Origin of the sequence: Pseudosulfitobacter pseudonitzschiae (assembly GCF_002222635.1) — a bacterium.
GTDB classification, from domain to species: Bacteria; Pseudomonadota; Alphaproteobacteria; order Rhodobacterales; family Rhodobacteraceae; genus Pseudosulfitobacter; species Pseudosulfitobacter pseudonitzschiae_A.
Genome location: NZ_CP022415.1, coordinates 2,765,816 through 2,783,127 on the forward strand (window position 1 = coordinate 2,765,816; position 17,312 = coordinate 2,783,127).

Annotated in this window: 16 protein-coding genes; 5 read left to right on the forward strand and 11 right to left on the reverse strand. The window is 58.6% G+C overall.

Translation table 11 applies throughout. The annotated features are described in order from the left end of the window. Positions 1 to 74: 74 nt before the first annotated feature. A complete protein-coding gene (locus SULPSESMR1_RS13635) occupies positions 75 to 1,019 on the forward strand; it encodes a fatty acid desaturase family protein (RefSeq protein WP_089422330.1) in 945 nt (314 codons plus the stop codon). Between the two features lie 22 nt (positions 1,020 to 1,041). Here SULPSESMR1_RS13635 and hemF read toward each other — a convergent pair whose 3' ends face one another. The 4 genes from hemF to clpS form a co-directional block, all read right to left on the reverse strand. Continuing rightward, complete coding sequence (gene hemF / locus SULPSESMR1_RS13640) at positions 1,042 to 1,935, reverse strand: oxygen-dependent coproporphyrinogen oxidase (RefSeq protein WP_089421320.1); 894 nt, start codon at positions 1,933 to 1,935, stop codon at positions 1,042 to 1,044. Positions 1,936 to 1,946: 11 nt separating this feature from the next. Beyond that, positions 1,947 to 2,747, reverse strand: coding sequence for an SDR family NAD(P)-dependent oxidoreductase (locus SULPSESMR1_RS13645; RefSeq protein ID WP_089421321.1), 801 nt, complete (start codon positions 2,745 to 2,747; stop codon positions 1,947 to 1,949). A gap of 10 nt (positions 2,748 to 2,757) precedes the next feature. Beyond that, positions 2,758 to 3,726, reverse strand: a complete 969-nt coding sequence (locus tag SULPSESMR1_RS13650; RefSeq protein ID WP_089421322.1) for a class I SAM-dependent methyltransferase — start codon at positions 3,724 to 3,726, stop codon at positions 2,758 to 2,760. Positions 3,727 to 3,811: 85 nt separating this feature from the next. Further along, positions 3,812 to 4,135: an ATP-dependent Clp protease adapter ClpS gene (gene clpS, locus SULPSESMR1_RS13655; protein WP_089421323.1), complete on the reverse strand. Its 324-nt coding sequence runs from the start codon at positions 4,133 to 4,135 to the stop codon at positions 3,812 to 3,814. A gap of 102 nt (positions 4,136 to 4,237) precedes the next feature. Here clpS and SULPSESMR1_RS13660 point away from each other — a divergent pair, with 102 nt between their 5' ends. After that, positions 4,238 to 4,936: an HAD family hydrolase gene (locus SULPSESMR1_RS13660; protein WP_089421324.1), complete on the forward strand. Its 699-nt coding sequence runs from the start codon at positions 4,238 to 4,240 to the stop codon at positions 4,934 to 4,936. 217 nt (positions 4,937 to 5,153) lie between these two features. Next, positions 5,154 to 6,635 (forward strand): D-alanyl-D-alanine carboxypeptidase family protein, encoded by a 1,482-nt coding sequence (locus tag SULPSESMR1_RS13665; RefSeq protein ID WP_240311448.1) that lies wholly within the window; start codon positions 5,154 to 5,156, stop codon positions 6,633 to 6,635. Between the two features lie 16 nt (positions 6,636 to 6,651). Here the strand turns inward: SULPSESMR1_RS13665 and SULPSESMR1_RS13670 are convergent, their stop codons facing one another. The 6 genes from SULPSESMR1_RS13670 to SULPSESMR1_RS13700 form a co-directional block, all read right to left on the reverse strand. Beyond that, positions 6,652 to 7,527: a LysR family transcriptional regulator gene (locus SULPSESMR1_RS13670; RefSeq protein ID WP_089421326.1), complete on the reverse strand. Its 876-nt coding sequence runs from the start codon at positions 7,525 to 7,527 to the stop codon at positions 6,652 to 6,654. A gap of 591 nt (positions 7,528 to 8,118) precedes the next feature. Beyond that, positions 8,119 to 9,702, reverse strand: coding sequence for an ABC transporter ATP-binding protein (locus tag SULPSESMR1_RS13680; RefSeq protein WP_089421328.1), 1,584 nt, complete (start codon positions 9,700 to 9,702; stop codon positions 8,119 to 8,121). Next, a complete protein-coding gene (locus SULPSESMR1_RS13685; protein ID WP_089421329.1) occupies positions 9,699 to 10,865 on the reverse strand; it encodes an ABC transporter permease in 1,167 nt (388 codons plus the stop codon). Before SULPSESMR1_RS13685 ends, SULPSESMR1_RS13680 begins: the two co-directional genes overlap by 4 nt. Beyond that, positions 10,865 to 11,959: a microcin C ABC transporter permease YejB gene (locus tag SULPSESMR1_RS13690; protein WP_089421330.1), complete on the reverse strand. Its 1,095-nt coding sequence runs from the start codon at positions 11,957 to 11,959 to the stop codon at positions 10,865 to 10,867. The genes SULPSESMR1_RS13685 and SULPSESMR1_RS13690 overlap by 1 nt, the downstream gene beginning before the upstream one ends. 7 nt (positions 11,960 to 11,966) lie before the next feature. After that, positions 11,967 to 13,835 (reverse strand): extracellular solute-binding protein, encoded by a 1,869-nt coding sequence (locus tag SULPSESMR1_RS13695; RefSeq protein WP_089422331.1) that lies wholly within the window; start codon positions 13,833 to 13,835, stop codon positions 11,967 to 11,969. A gap of 310 nt (positions 13,836 to 14,145) precedes the next feature. Further along, complete coding sequence (locus tag SULPSESMR1_RS13700; protein WP_089421331.1) at positions 14,146 to 14,649, reverse strand: c-type cytochrome; 504 nt, start codon at positions 14,647 to 14,649, stop codon at positions 14,146 to 14,148. 133 nt (positions 14,650 to 14,782) lie between these two features. Between SULPSESMR1_RS13700 and SULPSESMR1_RS13705 the strand changes: the two genes are divergently transcribed. Then, positions 14,783 to 15,613, forward strand: a complete 831-nt coding sequence (locus SULPSESMR1_RS13705) for a prephenate dehydratase (protein WP_089421332.1) — start codon at positions 14,783 to 14,785, stop codon at positions 15,611 to 15,613. Positions 15,614 to 15,768: 155 nt separating this feature from the next. Continuing rightward, positions 15,769 to 16,824, forward strand: a complete 1,056-nt coding sequence (locus SULPSESMR1_RS13710) for a PAS domain-containing sensor histidine kinase (protein WP_240311447.1) — start codon at positions 15,769 to 15,771, stop codon at positions 16,822 to 16,824. On the opposite strand, the gene SULPSESMR1_RS13715 is transcribed toward SULPSESMR1_RS13710, so the two are convergent. Then, positions 16,816 to 17,283 carry an SRPBCC family protein gene (locus tag SULPSESMR1_RS13715; protein WP_089421333.1) on the reverse strand — a complete coding sequence of 156 codons (468 nt, stop codon included), beginning with the start codon at positions 17,281 to 17,283 and terminating at the stop codon, positions 16,816 to 16,818. The two genes, SULPSESMR1_RS13710 and SULPSESMR1_RS13715, sit on opposite strands and share 9 nt — an antisense overlap. Between the last annotated feature and the right edge of the window lie 29 nt (positions 17,284 to 17,312).

Sequence of the window (17,312 nt, forward strand, 5' to 3'; positions counted from 1 at the left end):
GCCGGGGGCAGAGCCCCATAGGCAACGCCGCGTCCCACTTGACGCAAGCGGGCATCACGCCCCACGATTACGCCATGACACCCGGAAAAGCATTTTTAACCAGCGACGAGATTCGCCCCCTTGCCCAACGCTCCGACCTGATGGGCGCATGGTTGGTTGCGCATTGTTGGGGCACCATCGCATTTGCCATTGGCCTTTTTGCCCTTTGGCCCAATCCCGCCACCTTCCTGCTGGCGGTCATTCTGATCGGATCACGGCAGCTGGGTCTTGCCATATTGATGCACGAAGCCGCCCACAGCGCCTTGTTCAAATCGCGCAAGCTGAATGACTGGGTGGGCGAATGGCTGTGCGGCTGGCCGATCATGGCCGACCTGCACGCTTACCGGCATTATCACCTGACGCACCACCGTTTTACCCAGACCGACAAAGACCCCGACCTTGCGCTCAGCCTAAAGTTCCCGACCAGCCACGCGTCGATGCGGCGCAAGTTTCTGCGCGACCTGACGGGGCAGACCGGCATCAAGCAACTGGCTGGGCAAATACTGATGTTCATCCAGCTTGCAGGCGACGACGACGCCATTGATGCGGCAAAAACACAATCGGCGCAGGCGTTTAAATCCAACACCCTTGGCCGCGCGTTTCCGGTGTTTATCGGCATTGCGCTGGCCATCAGTCTGGTTGGCGATTGGTGGTGGGGGCTGGCGTTCTGGCTACTGCCCTATCTGACTTGGTTCCAGTTTGTCCTGCGCGTGCGCAACATCGCCGAACATGGCGCGGTCGAACAGTCGGACAATCCACTGCAAAACGTGCGCACTACGCATGCAGGGCCGGTCGCCCGTACGCTGGTTGCGCCCTACTACGTTAATTACCACCTTGAACATCACATGGTGATGCATGTGCCCTGCTGGCAACTTCCAAAGATGCACGCCTTGCTTATGACAAAAGGGCTGGGCGGGCAGATGCGCACCGCCCCCAACTACCGCGCCGCGATGATGGAGGCGGGCTGGCGCAGCTCGTAGCCGCGCCTACGTCAACCTGCTCTCAGATCCACTTTGCCAAAGGTGGCAGGCTCATCAGCACCGCATTGGCGTCGTGGCCGGTTTCCAGCCCGAATTTGGTTCCCCGGTCATAGACCAGATTATACTCAGCATAGAGCCCGCGATGCACAAGCTGCGCATCCTTGTCCGCATCGTTCCACGGCATCACCCGCCGTGCGGCCACCAATGGCACAAAGGCGGGCAGGAATGCGCGCCCGATGTCCTGCGTCAGGGCAAAGTCTGCATCCCAGTCACCGGTCGAATGGTCATCCATAAAAATGCCACCAACCCCACGCGCCCGTTTTCGGTGCGGAATATAGAAATACTCGTCAGCCCATGCTTTGAGACGCGGGTACAAATCCGTGCCATGCGGGTCCAGATGCGACTGCTGCGTGGCGTGGAAATGGGCAGTGTCCTCGGCGTATTCGATGCAGGGATTCAAATCGGAGCCGCCACCGAACCACCACGCATGGGGGGTCCAGAACATGCGGGTGTTCATGTGAACCGCAGGCACATGCGGGTTTTGCATATGCGCCACCAGACTGATGCCCGACGCCCAAAAGCGCGGATCGTCTGTCATGCCCGGAATGCCCTTGCGCGCGGCCATCGCCGATTGTGCCCGCTCACCCAACGTGCCGTAGACCGTCGAGACGTTCACGCCGACCTTTTCGAACACGCGCCCGCCGCGCATGACGCTCATCAATCCGCCGCCTGCGTCTGACCCGTCATCCGAGGCACGCGTGGTTTCGGTCACCTCGAACGATCCGGGCTGCGCATCGGCCAGCGGGCCGGTGCCGTGGCTTTGCTCCAGCCCTTCGAAGGCGGCGACAATCTCGTCGCGCAGGCTGCGAAACCACGCACTTGCCTGCGTTTTCTGTACAGCAAATTCATCTGTCATAGGGGGATGCCTCAGTGTGCCGGTGCGCGCACCGGATCCAACAGGCTGCGCCCGCCGTCAACCGTGATCGTCTCGCCGGTGATAAAGCCCGCGCCTTCCGAGGCCAGAAACTGCACTGCATCCACCAGTTCGCTGGGGCTGGCGATGCGTTCAAGCGGTGTGTGGTTTTCGATATCTTCGCGCCATTCGCGGTGATCCATGATCGACGACTTGAGCGAGGCCGACATGACCGAACCAAAGGCCACGGCATTCACCCGAATGCGGTCATGCGCCAGCGCAAGCGCCATCGACCGCGTCATCTGCTCCAGAGCCGCCGAGGCGATGGAGTAGCCCAATAGTTCGGGGCGTGTGTGCCGTGCGGCGATGGACGACAGATTGATGATCGACCCGACTTGCCCCTCGGTCTGCCCTTCGGCCTGTTTGATCATGCGGCGCGCCACCTGCTGCGTCAGACGCAGCGATGTCATAAGGTTCTGCTCCAAAAGGATTTCGACGCTGGTATCATCCACATCCAGTGCGTCGGTTTCCATCACCTGCCGCGAGGCGTTTACCAGAATATCGATCCCGTCAAAGGCGTCGATCGTGGCCGACACCAGATTTGCAATGGTCAGGCGTTGCCGCAAATCACCGGCGAAATAGCGGATCTTGCCCTCGTCCGTCTTGTCGCCAAGCTGCTGGATCAGCGCCTTTTCATCCATGTCGGCGCACATTACATTGGCGCCCTTGTCGGCAAACTGTCGCGCGATGGCCAGACCGATACCGTTGGCCGACCCCGTCACTATCGCCGTCTTTCCTGAAATCGAAAATGACATCGCCTGATCCTTATGTCCTGCGTCTGGGCTTGGTCGCCCGCGTCAACTTGAACCGTCCGTCGCCGCCCACTTCTTCGACACGGGCAAATTGTTGCTCCAGCGCCGTCTCGTAGGGCAGATGCCGGTTTGCCACCATCCACAGGCTGCCCTGCGGGGTCAACACCCTTGCTGCGGCCGCGACAAACGCCTGTCCCAGTGACGGATCTGCGTTGCGTGTGGTGTGAAACGGTGGATTCATCACCACGGTGTCGATCCGTCCGGGTGGGGTCCAGCGTATGGCGTCCGCCCAGTGGTATTGCGCACGCGGGTCGGTAACGTTGCGCCGCGCACATTCCAGCGCCAGATGGTGCGCCTCGACCAGATGCACTGCCTCTACATCACTGCGAGTCAGGATGTGGGCGGACAAAAAGCCCCAACCAGCGCCCAGATCGGCAACCTGTTTGCCCAGCTTTTCGGGCAAGGCAGCGGCCAACATTTCCGACGCGGGGTCAATACCATCGGCAGAGAACACGCCCGGCGCGGTCCAGAACCCGCCATCGGTCAGAACGGGGCCTTGGGCCCAATCCGTGAAGGCGTCGCTTGATTGTATCCAGAACAGCTTGCCGTGCGCCTTGGAAATAGCATCGGTTACGCCGGACCGGTTGCGCATCTCTTTGCGTAAACTGTCGATGCCATCTGTTTTCTGCCCGTCGATCACCACAGCGCCTTCTGTCACAGCGCAGGCGTCGGCGATCAGCGCGTGCGCCTCGGCCTTGGCGCGTGGAACGCAGACCACGGCGGCGTCATAACGCCCCTCGGGGGCGGTGCGACAGGTCAGGCCCATTGCTTCGAAATGGTCGTGAACAGGACGCAAAGGCGAGATCACCTCGCAAGAAGCCAGCGCGCTCAGGTCGACCCCAACGGCAGGCGCAAAAACCGCAATCCGGCCCGAAGTGTCGAACCCGACCTCGGCGGCCAGCGGCAAGCGCGCACCGATCATGGGGCACCCATCTGAAATTTTGCCATAAACACATCTCGCTTCCCTGACAGGGAAGCGGCCCAAGAACCCAGCGACCACATCGCCGTCAGTCTTCTTTTTCCATGGTGCATTGCAGCGGGTGCTGATGGCGCCGCGCAAAATCCATTACCTGTGCCACTTTGGTTTCGGCGATCTCGTGGCTAAAGACACCAACCACGGCCAGACCTTTTTTGTGAACGGTTAGCATGATCTCGAACGCTTGGGCATGGTTCAGCCCGAAAAAGCGTTCAAGCACCAGCACGACGAATTCCATCGGCGTGTAGTCATCGTTCAGCAGCAGCACTTTATACAACGGAGGCCGCTTTGTTTTTGGCTTAGTTTCGGTAATGACCGAGGAATCGCCCTCGTCATCTACCTTGCCCGCCATCATATGCGCCTGTCGGAGTTTCAAAGCCGTCACCCATATCCGTTGTGTGTTTCCGAGTCCTCTATATAACGTCCAAACGGCCCATGAAAAGAGGCAGTCCCGGCTATGGATCAAACCTTAACAACTATTGCCTTCGATGCGGACGACACGCTGTGGCACAACGAGCGCTTCTTCAAACTGACCCAAGAGCGGTTTGCCGAGTTATTGGCGCCCCACACTGAACCCGACGCGCTGATGACCCGTCTGCTAGAGGCCGAGCGGCGCAACATCCGGCATTACGGGTTTGGCATCAAAGGCTTCGTGCTCTCGATGATCGAAACAGCACTTGAGGTGACAGACAATTCGGTGCCCGGAACCGTCATTGCAGAGCTGATCGCCGCTGGGCAGGACATGCTGCAACATCCGGTTGACCTGCTTCCTCATGCCGCCGACGCCTTGCGGGCCGCGCAGGCCGTTGGCCCCGTGCTGCTGATCACCAAGGGTGATCTGCTGGATCAGGAACGCAAAGTGGCCCAATCGGGTTTGGGCGATATGTTTGACGCTATTCAGATTGTTTCGGCCAAGACGCCCGCCGCCTACACCCGTATTTTTGATGCCTATGACGGTGCGGCAAGCAGCATGATGATCGGGAATTCTCTGGCCTCGGACGTGCGCCCGATGCTGGAGGCAGGTGGCTGGGGCGTTTATGTTCCGCATGATCTGCTATGGGATATTGAGCACGCAGAAGCGCCCAAAGACCATCCGCGCTTTCGTGAAATCAGCGATCTGGGTGCGCTGCCCGACCTGCTGTCAAAGCACCCCTGAGTCTTGTAGCGGCGCTGCCACATTATCGACACATTACTTGGTGTGGACACTGTTGTTCGATCAACCCCTAGATATGGACAAAAACGCCCTTCAGATTTCTAAGAACCCCTTAATAATAAGGCTGTTTTACCAATTCAACCTGTGTTAGCATTATTCCATAATCGGCCACTCGAAATAATCGGGGGTCACGAGGCAGATAAAAAAAGGCAGGTTCCCAGTGAAGGTTCGGCGCGCTCAGCCGGCTCGTTTCGGGCTATTTCTTTTCGTGGCATTCTGGATGCTGGTGGTTCTGCCGCTAAGCGCCTTAGCTGCCCCCTATGCAGCCTATGTGATCGACGCCCGAACAGGCGAGGTTTTGCACGAACACAATTCAAACGCGCGCCTTCATCCTGCATCGCTAACAAAGATGATGACACTTTACATCGCCTTCGAGGCCGTCAGCAAAGGCGAGATTTCGATGGACACGGTGGTGACCGTATCGAAAAAAGCAGCGTCAGAAGTGCCGTCGAAGCTGGGTTTACGCCCCGGTCAAAAGATCAAACTGCGCTATCTGGTCCGCGCCGCTGCGGTGAAGTCCGCCAACGACGCGGCCACCGCCATCGGCGAAGCCATAAGCGGATCGGAGGCGGCTTTTGCCCGTCGGATGACCCGTACCGCCAAGGCGATGGGTATGACCCGAACCACATTCAAGAACGCCAACGGTCTGACCGAAGAAGGCCACCTGAGCACGGCCCGTGACATGACAATTCTGGGTCGCCATGTGCTGTACGACTATCCGCAGTACTACAATCTGTTTTCGCGCAGTTCGGCGGATGCAGGTGGCAAGACGGTGTATCATACCAACCGCCGGTTTCTGGCGTCCTACAAGGGTGCCGACGGTATCAAAACCGGCTATACACGCGCCGCAGGGTTCAACCTGACCGCATCGGCACAGCGCGGAAACGAGCGTGTTATTGCAACGGTGTTTGGCGGTAAATCCACCGCATCACGCAACGCCAAGGTCGCTGAATTGATGGACCTCGGCTTTCGCCGCTCCCCCAGCAACGCGCCTGTCCGCAAGCCTGCGGGTCCATCTTATACGGACGAACCTGTTGTGATTTCCGGCAACGGCCAAAGGCTTCAGGGTGCCGGAAAGACCATTCGCGTTACGGGCGCCGTCACGCGCAGCCTGCGCCCCACATTGCGTCCGGGCGAAACATCGCAACCGGTTCTTGTGGCCCAAGCTCCGCCGCCTGCTGTGTCACCCACAGACATTTCCGCTGCGCTGGTCGAAGCACAAGCCGCAGCACTGGCTGATGCGACACCGACGATAGCATCCATTGCCGCACCCAAAACTGCATCAATACGCCCTGCCGCGCGCCCTGAGGATATGGTTCTGGCCAGCGTCAACACCAGCGCTGCCACGGCACCCGAAGCTGTGCCTGGACCTGAAATCGTCACCCGTTTGTCTACCTCGGGTGGTCGGCATTGGGGCGTGAACGTCGGCCGCTTCCCCAGCCGCTATCAGGCTGAAAAAGTCCTGTTGAAAACAGCCCTGACCGAGATTTCGACACTGGATGGCGCATTGCGCAAGGTCGTGCGCCGCCCGCAAGGCTTTGATGCGCATTTTGTAGGCATGACCCGCGACACCGCCGATCTGGCCTGTCGCAGGTTGCAGGCGCGCAACATGACATGCTTTATGGTTGGCCCGTCGTCCTGATCCTTCGACCCTCAGATCAGACCGAAACCTGACGCGCCAGCCAGCGCACAAACGTGCGCAACCCGGGCCGCATCACGCCCGCCCTGGTGACCAGATGATAGCCGGCACCTGCCTGCGGCTCTTGAAACAACTCCACCAGACGCCCCTCTTTGATGTCCGCCGCCACAAAGGCGCGCACGGTTACTGCGATTCCCTGCCCGCCCCGCGCGGCGTCCAACACCAGATTGCCCGGCATCTGCATATAGGCCCCCACAGCCCCCTGTTCGACACCATGACGGTGCAGCCATGTGGTGCTTTCTGTGGTGCCCAACTCCTCCAGCCACGGCAAGCAGGCCAGATCGGCGGGGCTGTCGACCGGTCGCCCGGCAACCAGCGAAGGCGCCGCAACTACCACAATCGGTGATTCCAGAAGCATCTGACAATCGTACCGCCCCCACGGCCCGACACCGTAGCGGATCGCCAGATCAATCCCGCCCGGGGAAAGCTCGGCCAGCTTGGGCGTCGGGTCGATCAGCAGTTTAATCAACGGGTTTTCGACCTGAAAGGCAGGCAACCGCGGCATCAGCCACGAGGCCGCGAACGTGGGCGTGGTCGAAACATGGACCGCGCGCGCGTCGCTGACACCGGTGATGTCCTCGACCGTGCGGGCAATGTTGCCAAACCCCTCGCTGCAGGCTTGCGCCAGTACGACCCCTGCCTCGGTCAGTTCCAGATTGCGCCCTGTCCGATCAACCAGCGGCACGCCAAGGTGACCCTCAAGGCTGCGAATTTGCTGACTGACTGCCGCGTGGCTGACGCCCAGCGTACCGCCCGCACCCACCAGCGTGCCCTTTTCAGCAAAGGCCGAAAAGGACCGTAGCGCCGCCAATGGTGGCATGTAGCGCCAATCCATATGAAACCTCAGCTTACATCAGGAAATTCCAATTGAGTCGCATGATCCACGCGTTCGCTGCATATTACAAGAAACGAAACACCAAACTGGAAGGACGCAACATGCTTATGATCTACGCCAATAGTTTCAGAACCGCCACACGCAGCGGCACAATCCAAACGCGAGACGTCCCCCAAGCGACGCCTCGCAAACGCTGGCTGCCCAAAGGTCACTGGTTCGTGCAATCCTCACACAGCATTCGTTCTGACAGGACGTAAGCAATCTGTTGAAAGTGACCACAGCCGCTCGCACAGACGCGGCCACACGACCAGCGCGAGGCCAAGCGTTCTGAACCACCGCCCCGAGTTTGACAGGTTGTGCGGGCAGTAAGCCAAGCCTAACCGCGACGGGAATTCGGCGCACCTGCGTATTACCCACGTCACATATGCAAAAGGGTACACCGCAGAGACCATTCTGGACGGCAGCCGGCTTGTTTGCTGCTCTGGCATTGGTCATTGCGGCCAACATGCCAACACCGCAACCCGTTGCGGGAATTTCCGCGCTGCACGTGACGCCGGTTCACACGTCACAGCTGACGTCAGTGCAATAGCCCTAATGCGTCGCTTGCAGCAGGGTCTGGGTGTATTCGGTTTGCGGATTGTCGAACATTTCGGCCGCACTGCCATGTTCAACCACGTCGCCCTGCTTCATCACCATCACCTGATGTGACATCGCGCGCACGACTTTCAGGTCGTGACTGATGAACAGATAGGCCAGCCCGTATTTTTTCTGCAAATTGCGCAGCAGCTCGACGATCTGAACCTGCACCGTCATATCCAGCGCGCTTGTGGGTTCGTCCAGAACCACCAGATTGGGCCGCAGCACCATCGCACGTGCGATGGCGATACGCTGTCGCTGGCCACCCGAGAATTCGTGCGGGTAGCGATCCATCGTGGCGGGATCAAGACCCACCTCGACCATCACCTCGCTGACCAGTTCGCGGCGATCGCGGTGCGCGTCCACTTTGTGGACCGTCAGCCCCTCTGCGATGATTTGGGCGCAGGTCATGCGCGGGCTTAGCGATCCGAACGGATCCTGAAACACGATCTGCATTTCCGAGCGCAGCCGCCGCAATTCGCGCGTCGACCATTTGCGCACGTCCTGTCCCATGTAGACAATGCGACCCTCGGACGCGATCAGCCGCATCACGGCCAGCGCCAACGTGGTCTTGCCCGAACCGCTTTCGCCGACGATGCCCATGGTTTCACCCGCGCGCACGGTCAGGCTGGCGTCGTTCACCGCCTTTACGTGACCGGTGACACGGCGCATCAGGCCAGTGGTGATCGGGAACCAGACCTTCAGATGCTCGGTCTCGGCCACCACGGGCGCATCGACGGCCACGGCGTCCGGTGCGCCAGAGGGTTCGGCGCTGAGCAGCACCTTGGTGTATTCGTGCTGCGGATTGGCAAAAATCTCGGCCGTCGGGCCGCTTTCGACCACTTCGCCGTGGCGCATGACGAATACGCGATCGGCAATGCGGCGGACAATGCCCAGATCGTGGGTGATGAACAGCATCCCCATATTCTCGGTCTTTTTCAGATCAGCCAGCAGGTTGAGGATTTGCGCCTGAATGGTCACGTCCAGCGCCGTGGTGGGTTCATCCGCGATCAACACGTCCGGTTGGTTGGCCAGTGCCATCGCGATCATCACACGCTGCCTTTGCCCGCCGGACAACTGGTGCGGATAGGCGCCCAGACGGCTTTCAGCGTCGCGGATGCCAACCTTGTCCATCAGTTCAAGAATACGACTGCGCGCAGCCTTGCCCGCTAGCCCCTGATGCAGAGCAAGGCTTTCGGTCAGCTGTTTTTCGATGGTGTGCAGCGGGTTGAGCGACGTCATCGGCTCTTGAAAGATGAACGAGATGTCGTTGCCGCGGACCTTGCGCAGCAGTGCGTCATTGGCACCGATCATCTCTTGCCCGTCATAGGTGACCGAACCCGATACCTCGGCGCTGTCACCCAGCAGCGACACGGTGGACAGCGCCGACACCGACTTTCCCGAGCCGCTTTCGCCCACCAGTGCCACGGTTTCGCCGCGTGCGACGGTAAAGGACACGCCCCTGACCGCATCGGTCAGCGCGCCGTCCTGCCGGAACGAAACCTTGAGGTTTTCCACCTTGAGGATGGGATCAGTCATGAAAACGTCTTTCGCGGATCAAAGGCGTCGCGGATGCCTTCAAAGATAAAGATCAACAGCGACAGCATCACCGCGAACACAGTGAAGGCGGTGAACGCCAGCCACGGCGCTTGCAGGTTCTGTTTCGCTTGCAAGGTCAGCTCGCCCAGCGAAGGTGCCGACGACGGCAGGCCAAAGCCGAGAAAATCAAGGATCGCCAGCGTCGAAATCGTGCCTGTAATGAGGAAAGGAAGCATTGTCAGCGTCGCCACCATCGCGTTGGGCAGCATGTGACGGAACATGATCGTCATGTTACCGACGCCGAGGGCACGCGCCGCACGCACATATTCCAGATTGCGCGCCCGCAGGAATTCGGCACGCACCACCCCGACAAGACCCGTCCAACTGAACAACACCAGCAGGAACACAAGCAGCCAGAAACTACGCCCTAATATCGCGAACATGATGATGATGACGTACAGGCTGGGTGTGGACGTCCAAATTTCGATAATCCGCTGAAAAATCAGATCGGTCCATCCCCCGAAGAAGCCCTGAACCGCCCCCGCTAAAATACCCAAAAGACTGGCTGCACCCGTCACGATCAGCGTAAACAGAACCGACAGGCGGAACCCGTGGATGACCCGCGCCAACACATCACGTTTGGTGCCATCGGTGCCCAGCAGGTTCTGGCTGTTGGGCGGCAAGGGTGCTGCACCCGGACGGTCCACGGCGGTATTGAACGAATAGGGGATCAGCGGCCAGATCGCCCAGCCGCGCTGGATTTTCTGCCCATCAATCTCGCTGTCTGCAGCATCAATGATCAGCGCGTCGGGGTCGTCGAAACAGGCATCCATACCGCCTGTGGCGATCAGACATTTCACCTCGGGGTCGCGATAGACAGCCTCGGTCTGAAAATCGCCGCCAAAATCGGTTTCAGAGTAGAAATTCCAGATCGGCGTGTAGAATTCGCCCTGATATCGCACGAGGATCGGCTTGTCATAGGCCAGAAATTCGGCGAACAGGCTTAGCCCGAAAAGAACGGCAAAAATCCACAACGACCACAAAGCGCGGCGGTTTTTCTTGAAGTTGCTCCAGCGGCGTTTGTTCAGCGGCGACAGGGCAAAAAACCGGCGACGCGGGGCCAGCACAGGCTGCGCGATGACGGGATCGGTTTCGCGGGCCATCAGCCTTCCCTCCGCTCGAAATCAATGCGCGGATCGACCAGCACATACATCAGGTCCGACAGGATGCCGACCACAAGACCGATCAGACCAAAGATGAACAGAGTGCCAAACACGATGGGATAGTCACGCGCCACGGCGGCTTCGAACCCCAGACGGCCCAGACCGTCGAGCGAAAAGATCGTTTCAATGATCAGCGACCCGCCAAAGAACACGCCGATGAACACCGCCGGAAAACCTGCGATGACAATCAGCATGGCGTTGCGAAAAACGTGGCCATACAGCACGCGGCGTTCCGACAACCCCTTTGCGCGGGCGGTCATCACATAGTGTTTCTTGATCTCATCCAAAAAGCTGTTTTTGGTCAGCAAGGTCAGCGTGGCAAAGGCACCGATGGTGCTGGCCAGAACCGGCAATGTAATATGCCATACGTAATCCTTGGCCTTGCCCCAAGCGCTGAGCGTTTCGAAATTATCCGAGGTCAGCCCCCGCAGCGGGAAGATTTGCCAATATGATCCCCCCGCGAACAGCACCAGCAGCAGGATCGCAAACAGAAAACCGGGGATTGCATAGGCCGCGATGATCGCGCCCGACGTCCATGTATCAAACCGTGACCCGTCCTTGACCGCTTTGCGGATGCCCAGCGGGATCGAGATCATATAGGCGATCAGCGTGGACCACAGACCAAGTGTAATGGACACCGGCAACTTTTCGATTATCAGATCGACCACGCTGACCGAACGAAAGTAACTCTCGCCAAAGTCGAACCGCATGTAGTTCCAGACCATGCGGAAAAACCGTTCCACGGGCGGTTTGTCAAAGCCGAACTCTTTCTCAAGCTCGGCGATAAATTCGGGGGGCAGGCCACGGGCGCCAATATATTTGCTATCCGAGGCGGTGTTCAACGCGTCCATTCCGCCGGCATCGTTGTTGCCGCCGGCAAAGCTTTCGAACACATCACCGCCGCCTTGGGCACGGGCAATGGCCTGTTCTACCGGACCACCGGGAACGAACTGGGTCAGCACGAAATTGACCAACAAGATACCCAGCAGCGTCGGTATAACCAACGCCAGCCGTCTTAGAATATAGGCGCCCATGTGCTGTTTACCTCAGCGCGCCCGACGCGCGCAGGGCGTCGGCTTTTTCCTGATTGTACCACCAGAAATCCATATACCCCAAATCAAAGGGCGGGATCGTCTCGGGATGTTCGTACTGGTCATAATAGGCAACCCAATGACTGGGGTTGTACCAGACGGGCATCATGAAGAATTCATAGCGCAAGGCACGGTCCAGCGCAGTCAGCGCGGTCTTTTCCTCGATGCTGGTCTGGGCATTCAGGCCTGCGTCAATGATGGCGTCCACCAACGGGCTGGACAGGCCCGCAGGGTTGAACAGCGAAAACGCCGAGGTTTCCGACCCGTAGGCCTGTTTCAATCCTGTGTGGGCAATCAGGAAGGTCAGATACTGATCATAGACCAGATCATAGTCGCGGTCCCGCTCGCGGCTGGTGTATTGCGACGAATCAACCTTTTCCAAGGTGATGTCGACGCCCAGCTTCTTCACGTTCGAAACATAGTTCTCCATCACCCCCGACAGCGTTCCCGACGCCGAAGAGTTGAACAGGAAATTGAGCTTCAGAACCTTGCCCGCAGCGTTACGGCGAATGCCGTCATCACCCACGGCCCATCCGGCGTCGTCCAGCAGTTTCATTGCGGTACGGGCGTTGCGCCGGTCCAGCAAACGTTCGGGGCTGGACGTGTGGGGCATCACCACAGGTTCGTTCAGCATCTCTGGAGGCACGAGATCACCAAGGCTTTGCAACAGTTCCAGTTCGGCCCCTTTGGGCAACCCGTTGGCCATCACGTCGGTGTCTTGCGAAAATGAAGCGCGCTGTTTGAACAGCCCGTGTTGCAGGCTTTCGTTGGTCCATTCAAAGTTGAATGCAAGCGCAAGCGCCTGACGCACCCGGCGGTCTTTCAGCGGCTCTGAATCCAGATTGAACACGATACCCGCCGGCGTAGGAGGCGAGCCGTCCGGCAGGTTTTCGACCTTGATCGCGCCGCTTTTCACCTTGGGAAAATCATAGCCCGTCGCCCATTTCTTTGAATCGCTCTCGCGGCGGAACGTGTATTCGCCCGCTTTGAATGCTTCGAACGACGCGGTGTCGTCACCGAAATATTCGATGCGGATCTGGTCAAAGTTGTTGCGCCCGACGTTGAACGGCAGATCGGCGCCCCAGTAATCGGGGTTGCGTTTGTAGACAACGCGACGGTTCACATCGACGCTGTCGATCACATAGGGGCCAGAGCCGGGCGATACCTCGAGGCGGCTTTCGTTCAGGCCAGCGCCGGTTTTCTCGTACCACGCTTTGGACCATGCGGGCACTGCACCCACCTGGTCGATCAGGCTGCGTCGCGAAATGCCAGGCGTGAAGTGGAATTTGATGGTGTGGTCGTCGATCACCTCGACCTTGGGAATACGCTGGCGCACCGCGTCGGCATAGGATTTCAAACCTTCGTCCAGCAGCAGGTTGTGCGAAAATTCGATGTCATAGGCTGTGACCGGCGTGCCGTCGGAAAATTGCGCCTCGGGGCGCATGTAAAAAATCACCCAATTCTTGCCTTCGTCATACTCCAAACGTTCTGCCAACAACCCATAGGATTCGCCGTAAACATCCGCAGGCACCGATGCGCCTGTCGGCCCATCGCCCAGCAGGCTTTCGTACATCATTGACGACAATGCCCCGGCGCGGCCCTTGCGGGTGTAGGGGTGCATCGAATCGAATGTACCCACCACGCCCAGCGAGATTTCACCGCCCTTGGGTGCATCGGGGTTCACATAGGAAAAGTTTTTGTAATCCTGCGGATAGGTCAGATCGCCGTAAAAGGAATATCCGTGGGTGTTGATAATGTCTTGGGCGTCCGCACTGTCGGTCGCGGCATGGCTGTCGGCCCAGACCGGCAGGGCCAGCATCAGCGCCAGCAGCACGGCAAGACCCGCGGCCCAGACACCTGTGTCCGGTTTAGCGCTGCGGGCCTTGGCGATAACCTGGGCCTGTGGTCTGCGGGGGCGTGACATCATGATACCTGTCCTCCTTGGTGGGGGTCGTTTTTGGCGTTGGTTTCAACGCAATATGGCACATCTACGCTAAAGGGCTAGCAGCACCGGTTACAAGTTGAGTTTCCGTGAACGGCAAAGAAACGTCAGCACAAATGCTTGAGCGCACGAAAAAGGCCGCCTGCACCAAGCAAGCGGCCTTTTGTAAATTCGCAAAACGGTCGGATCAGTTTGTGACGCTTTGCATATAGGCGATCACGTCGGCGCGATCCTGTGGTTTTTTCAGGCCGGCAAAGCCCATCGCCGTGCCCGGCGCATAGCCACGCGGGTTTTCGATGAAATGGCTCAGTTCTTCTGGTGTCCAGTCGCCTGGCAACTCGGTCAGAGCGCCCGAATAGCTGAATTCGCCAATCGACGCGATTTCGCGGCCGACAACACCATCAAGGTGCGGACCTGTGCCGTTCGTACCGTCAAGCTTGTGACAGGCCGAGCATTTGCGGAAAACTTTGGCACCCGATTCAACATCCGCGACGGCCATAAGCTCGTCAAAGTTCACCTCTTCAACAGGGGCGCTATCTTCGCCGCTGTCGGCCACTTCGATCACATAGGCCGCTTCGCCATGGCTTTGGGCATGATACATGCCCTCGGCTGCCCACTTGCCCAGCAAGAGAATCAGAAGAGCGCCACACAGGGCACCGGCGACCTTTGTTATCGTCATAGTGTCGAACATTTATCTCGCATCCACGTCTATGGGTTTGGCGCGGTTTCTACGGCTTCCCCTTGGCTGTGGCAAGGTGTAGTTACCGCGACCAATCGCCCTGCCCCCCGCAAAATACAGCGGGCCCTAAGACAAAGGATCAATCATGCCGGAACGTATCGCCTTTCAGGGAGATTTGGGTGCCTACAGTCACGAAGCCTGCCTCAAGGCACGGCCCGAAGCGATTCCCGTACCTTGTACCACTTTCGATGACGTTATTGCCGCCGTCAAAACCGGTGCCGCCGATCTTGCCATGTTGCCGGTCGAGAACACGACCTATGGCCGTGTGGCCGACATTCACCGGTTGCTGCCCGAATCCGGCCTGCGCATCGTGGACGAAGCCTTTGTTCGGGTCCGGATCGCGCTAATGGCCAACCCCGGCCAGACGCTGGACGATATCAAACACGTGCGTGCGCATCTGGTGCTGATCCCGCAGGCGCGGGCGTTTCTGGACGCCCATGGCATCACATCAGAGGCCGCAGCGGACAGCGCCGGTGCCGCCGCCGAGATTGCAGCCACAGGTGAAACGGGCGTGGGTGCACTGGCCTCGGCTGTTGCTGCCGAAATCCACGGGCTGACCGTTCTGGCCAATGGCATCGAGGATCAGGGCCACAACACCACACGGTTCCTGCTGATGTCCCCCAAGGCCGATCACAGCCGCCGCGCCGATCATATGATCACCACCTTTGTCTTTGAGGTACGCAACATTCCGGCGGCGCTATACAAAGCGATGGGCGGCTTTGCGACCAATGGCGTCAACATGACCAAACTGGAAAGCTACATGGTGGGCGGCGCGTTTACTGCCACGCAATTCTATGCCGACATCGAAGGCCACCCCGAAGATCCGGCAGTGGCCCGTGCGCTGGAAGAACTGGCGTATTTCACCAATATGATCAAGGTTCTGGGCGTGTATCCTGCGGCGGACGGGCGCGATTGAATGCGGACAGTGCAAGCCGCCGCCGCATTAATATCCATTTGCTTCAGACAGTTGTGCATTGTATGAAGTATAGAATTAGCTTCTGGACAGAAGTACCGGACTTCTGTCCCAGCGCTTGCGGCAATGTTTACCATCTCTAAACTTGAGTCCGACAAATGCCTGATTCTTTCGAAAAATACGGCCTGACTTGGCATGCCACTCCCGAAGTTTTGGGCGTACTGAGTGCCAATGGCAAATTTGAGGGCACCAACCCCGCATGGTACAAGGTATTGGGTTGGCGCGCCAATGAAGTTGAAGCCGAGATGTTTCTGAACTTTGTCCATCCCGATGACGTAGCCAGAACCGCGCGCGCCTTCGAGATACTTCAAAGTGGCAAACCGGTCATGAGCTTTGAAAACCGGTACCGGCACCGCGATGGAAGCTATCGCTGGCTGTCATGGAACTGTGTGCCCGAAGGCGACCGGTATTTCTGCTCGGCCCGCGACATTACCGAAGACAAAATGAACAGGGCCAATCTGAAGAACCGCGAGGAAGAAGCGCGTTTTCGCGAACAGTTCATTGCCATTTTGGGCCACGACTTGCGCAACCCGCTGGCCGCCATCAATGCCGCGACACGTATGTTGCAACGCAAAGAGGGCGACCCGACCAAACAAGTGCTGATGAACGGCATCAAGGAGTCAGTCGGGCGCATGTCAGCGCTGATTGACGATATGATGGACTTTGCCCACGCACGTCTGGGCAGCGGCATCAATCTGGCGACCTCCTCTGACGCAGAATTGCACAAAGTGTTAGTTCACACGCTAGAGGAGACTCGGCTTGCCCATCCTGACACGCGGTTCGAGTCCGATCTGAATTTCGCCGACCCGGTGCTGGCCGATGACAAGCGCATCTCGCAGTTAATCTCGAACTTGCTGGCAAACGCCGCAACACATGGCGACAATACGACGCCTGTGCGCCTGATCGCCCGCGATGTTGGCAGCGATCTGGTCATTGAGGTGCACAACAGCGGCAAGCCCATTCCACCCGAGCGGAAAGCAGGTGTCTTCGAACCGTTTTCCGGCACCGAACCGGACAACAACCAGAACGGTCTGGGTCTGGGGTTGTATATTGCCGACCAGATTGCGCGGGCGCACAATGGCGAAATGCAGGTAAAGTCGGACGATACCGGCACATGCTTTATTTTCAAACTTCCACGTACGGCCTCACGCTAGGCGCTTGTGCCGTTCTTCCATGCCTTTGGCATATTCCGCCACGCGCAGCTTGAAACGCTTGGTCAGCGATGTTTTTGCCAGCTTCAACGACTGCACAAGCAACCGTGCCGACAGGTTCATAGGCACCAGCTCGAACGATATCGCAATTCGCGTGCGGCTACGTGACAGCGCCATTAGTTCGATCTGAAAAGTCCCCTCAAGCCCCGCTGCGCGGTAAACCAGCAGCATCTCCTGTGGCCGCTCGAAACGTGCCATCTCCAACTGCACCTTACGCATCTTGCCGCGCATGGAGAACACCACATCCCACATCATCCCGACGCCGGGTTTAGCCAGCCGGTCAACGCGCTGCACTTCGGCACCGCGGCGCATGGCGGACCGTTCAAAGCCCTCGAAATCGCACAGCATGTCAAATACCGTATCAATCGGCGCCTCGATATCCTCGCGGGTTGAAAATTTCATGGTGTGGCCTGTTCTCTTTTTGAGATCTT

Excerpts from the sequence above, each read along its gene's own strand:
- SULPSESMR1_RS13635 (WP_089422330.1), top strand. The coding sequence starts at position 75 with ATGACACCCGGAAAAGCATTTTTAACCAGCGACGAGATTCGCCCCCTT.
- hemF (WP_089421320.1), bottom strand. The coding sequence starts at position 1,935 with ATGACAGATGAATTTGCTGTACAGAAAACGCAGGCAAGTGCGTGGTTT.
- SULPSESMR1_RS13645 (WP_089421321.1), bottom strand. The coding sequence starts at position 2,747 with ATGTCATTTTCGATTTCAGGAAAGACGGCGATAGTGACGGGGTCGGCC.
- SULPSESMR1_RS13650 (WP_089421322.1), bottom strand. The coding sequence starts at position 3,726 with ATGATCGGTGCGCGCTTGCCGCTGGCCGCCGAGGTCGGGTTCGACACT.
- clpS (WP_089421323.1), bottom strand. The coding sequence starts at position 4,135 with ATGATGGCGGGCAAGGTAGATGACGAGGGCGATTCCTCGGTCATTACC.
- SULPSESMR1_RS13660 (WP_089421324.1), top strand. The coding sequence starts at position 4,238 with ATGGATCAAACCTTAACAACTATTGCCTTCGATGCGGACGACACGCTG.
- SULPSESMR1_RS13670 (WP_089421326.1), bottom strand. The coding sequence starts at position 7,527 with ATGGATTGGCGCTACATGCCACCATTGGCGGCGCTACGGTCCTTTTCG.
- SULPSESMR1_RS13680 (WP_089421328.1), bottom strand. The coding sequence starts at position 9,702 with ATGACTGATCCCATCCTCAAGGTGGAAAACCTCAAGGTTTCGTTCCGG.
- SULPSESMR1_RS13685 (WP_089421329.1), bottom strand. The coding sequence starts at position 10,865 with ATGGCCCGCGAAACCGATCCCGTCATCGCGCAGCCTGTGCTGGCCCCG.
- SULPSESMR1_RS13690 (WP_089421330.1), bottom strand. The coding sequence starts at position 11,959 with ATGGGCGCCTATATTCTAAGACGGCTGGCGTTGGTTATACCGACGCTG.
- SULPSESMR1_RS13695 (WP_089422331.1), bottom strand. The coding sequence starts at position 13,835 with ATGCTGGCCCTGCCGGTCTGGGCCGACAGCCATGCCGCGACCGACAGT.
- SULPSESMR1_RS13700 (WP_089421331.1), bottom strand. The coding sequence starts at position 14,649 with ATGTTCGACACTATGACGATAACAAAGGTCGCCGGTGCCCTGTGTGGC.
- SULPSESMR1_RS13705 (WP_089421332.1), top strand. The coding sequence starts at position 14,783 with ATGCCGGAACGTATCGCCTTTCAGGGAGATTTGGGTGCCTACAGTCAC.
- SULPSESMR1_RS13710 (WP_240311447.1), top strand. The coding sequence starts at position 15,769 with ATGCCTGATTCTTTCGAAAAATACGGCCTGACTTGGCATGCCACTCCC.
- SULPSESMR1_RS13715 (WP_089421333.1), bottom strand. The coding sequence starts at position 17,283 with ATGAAATTTTCAACCCGCGAGGATATCGAGGCGCCGATTGATACGGTA.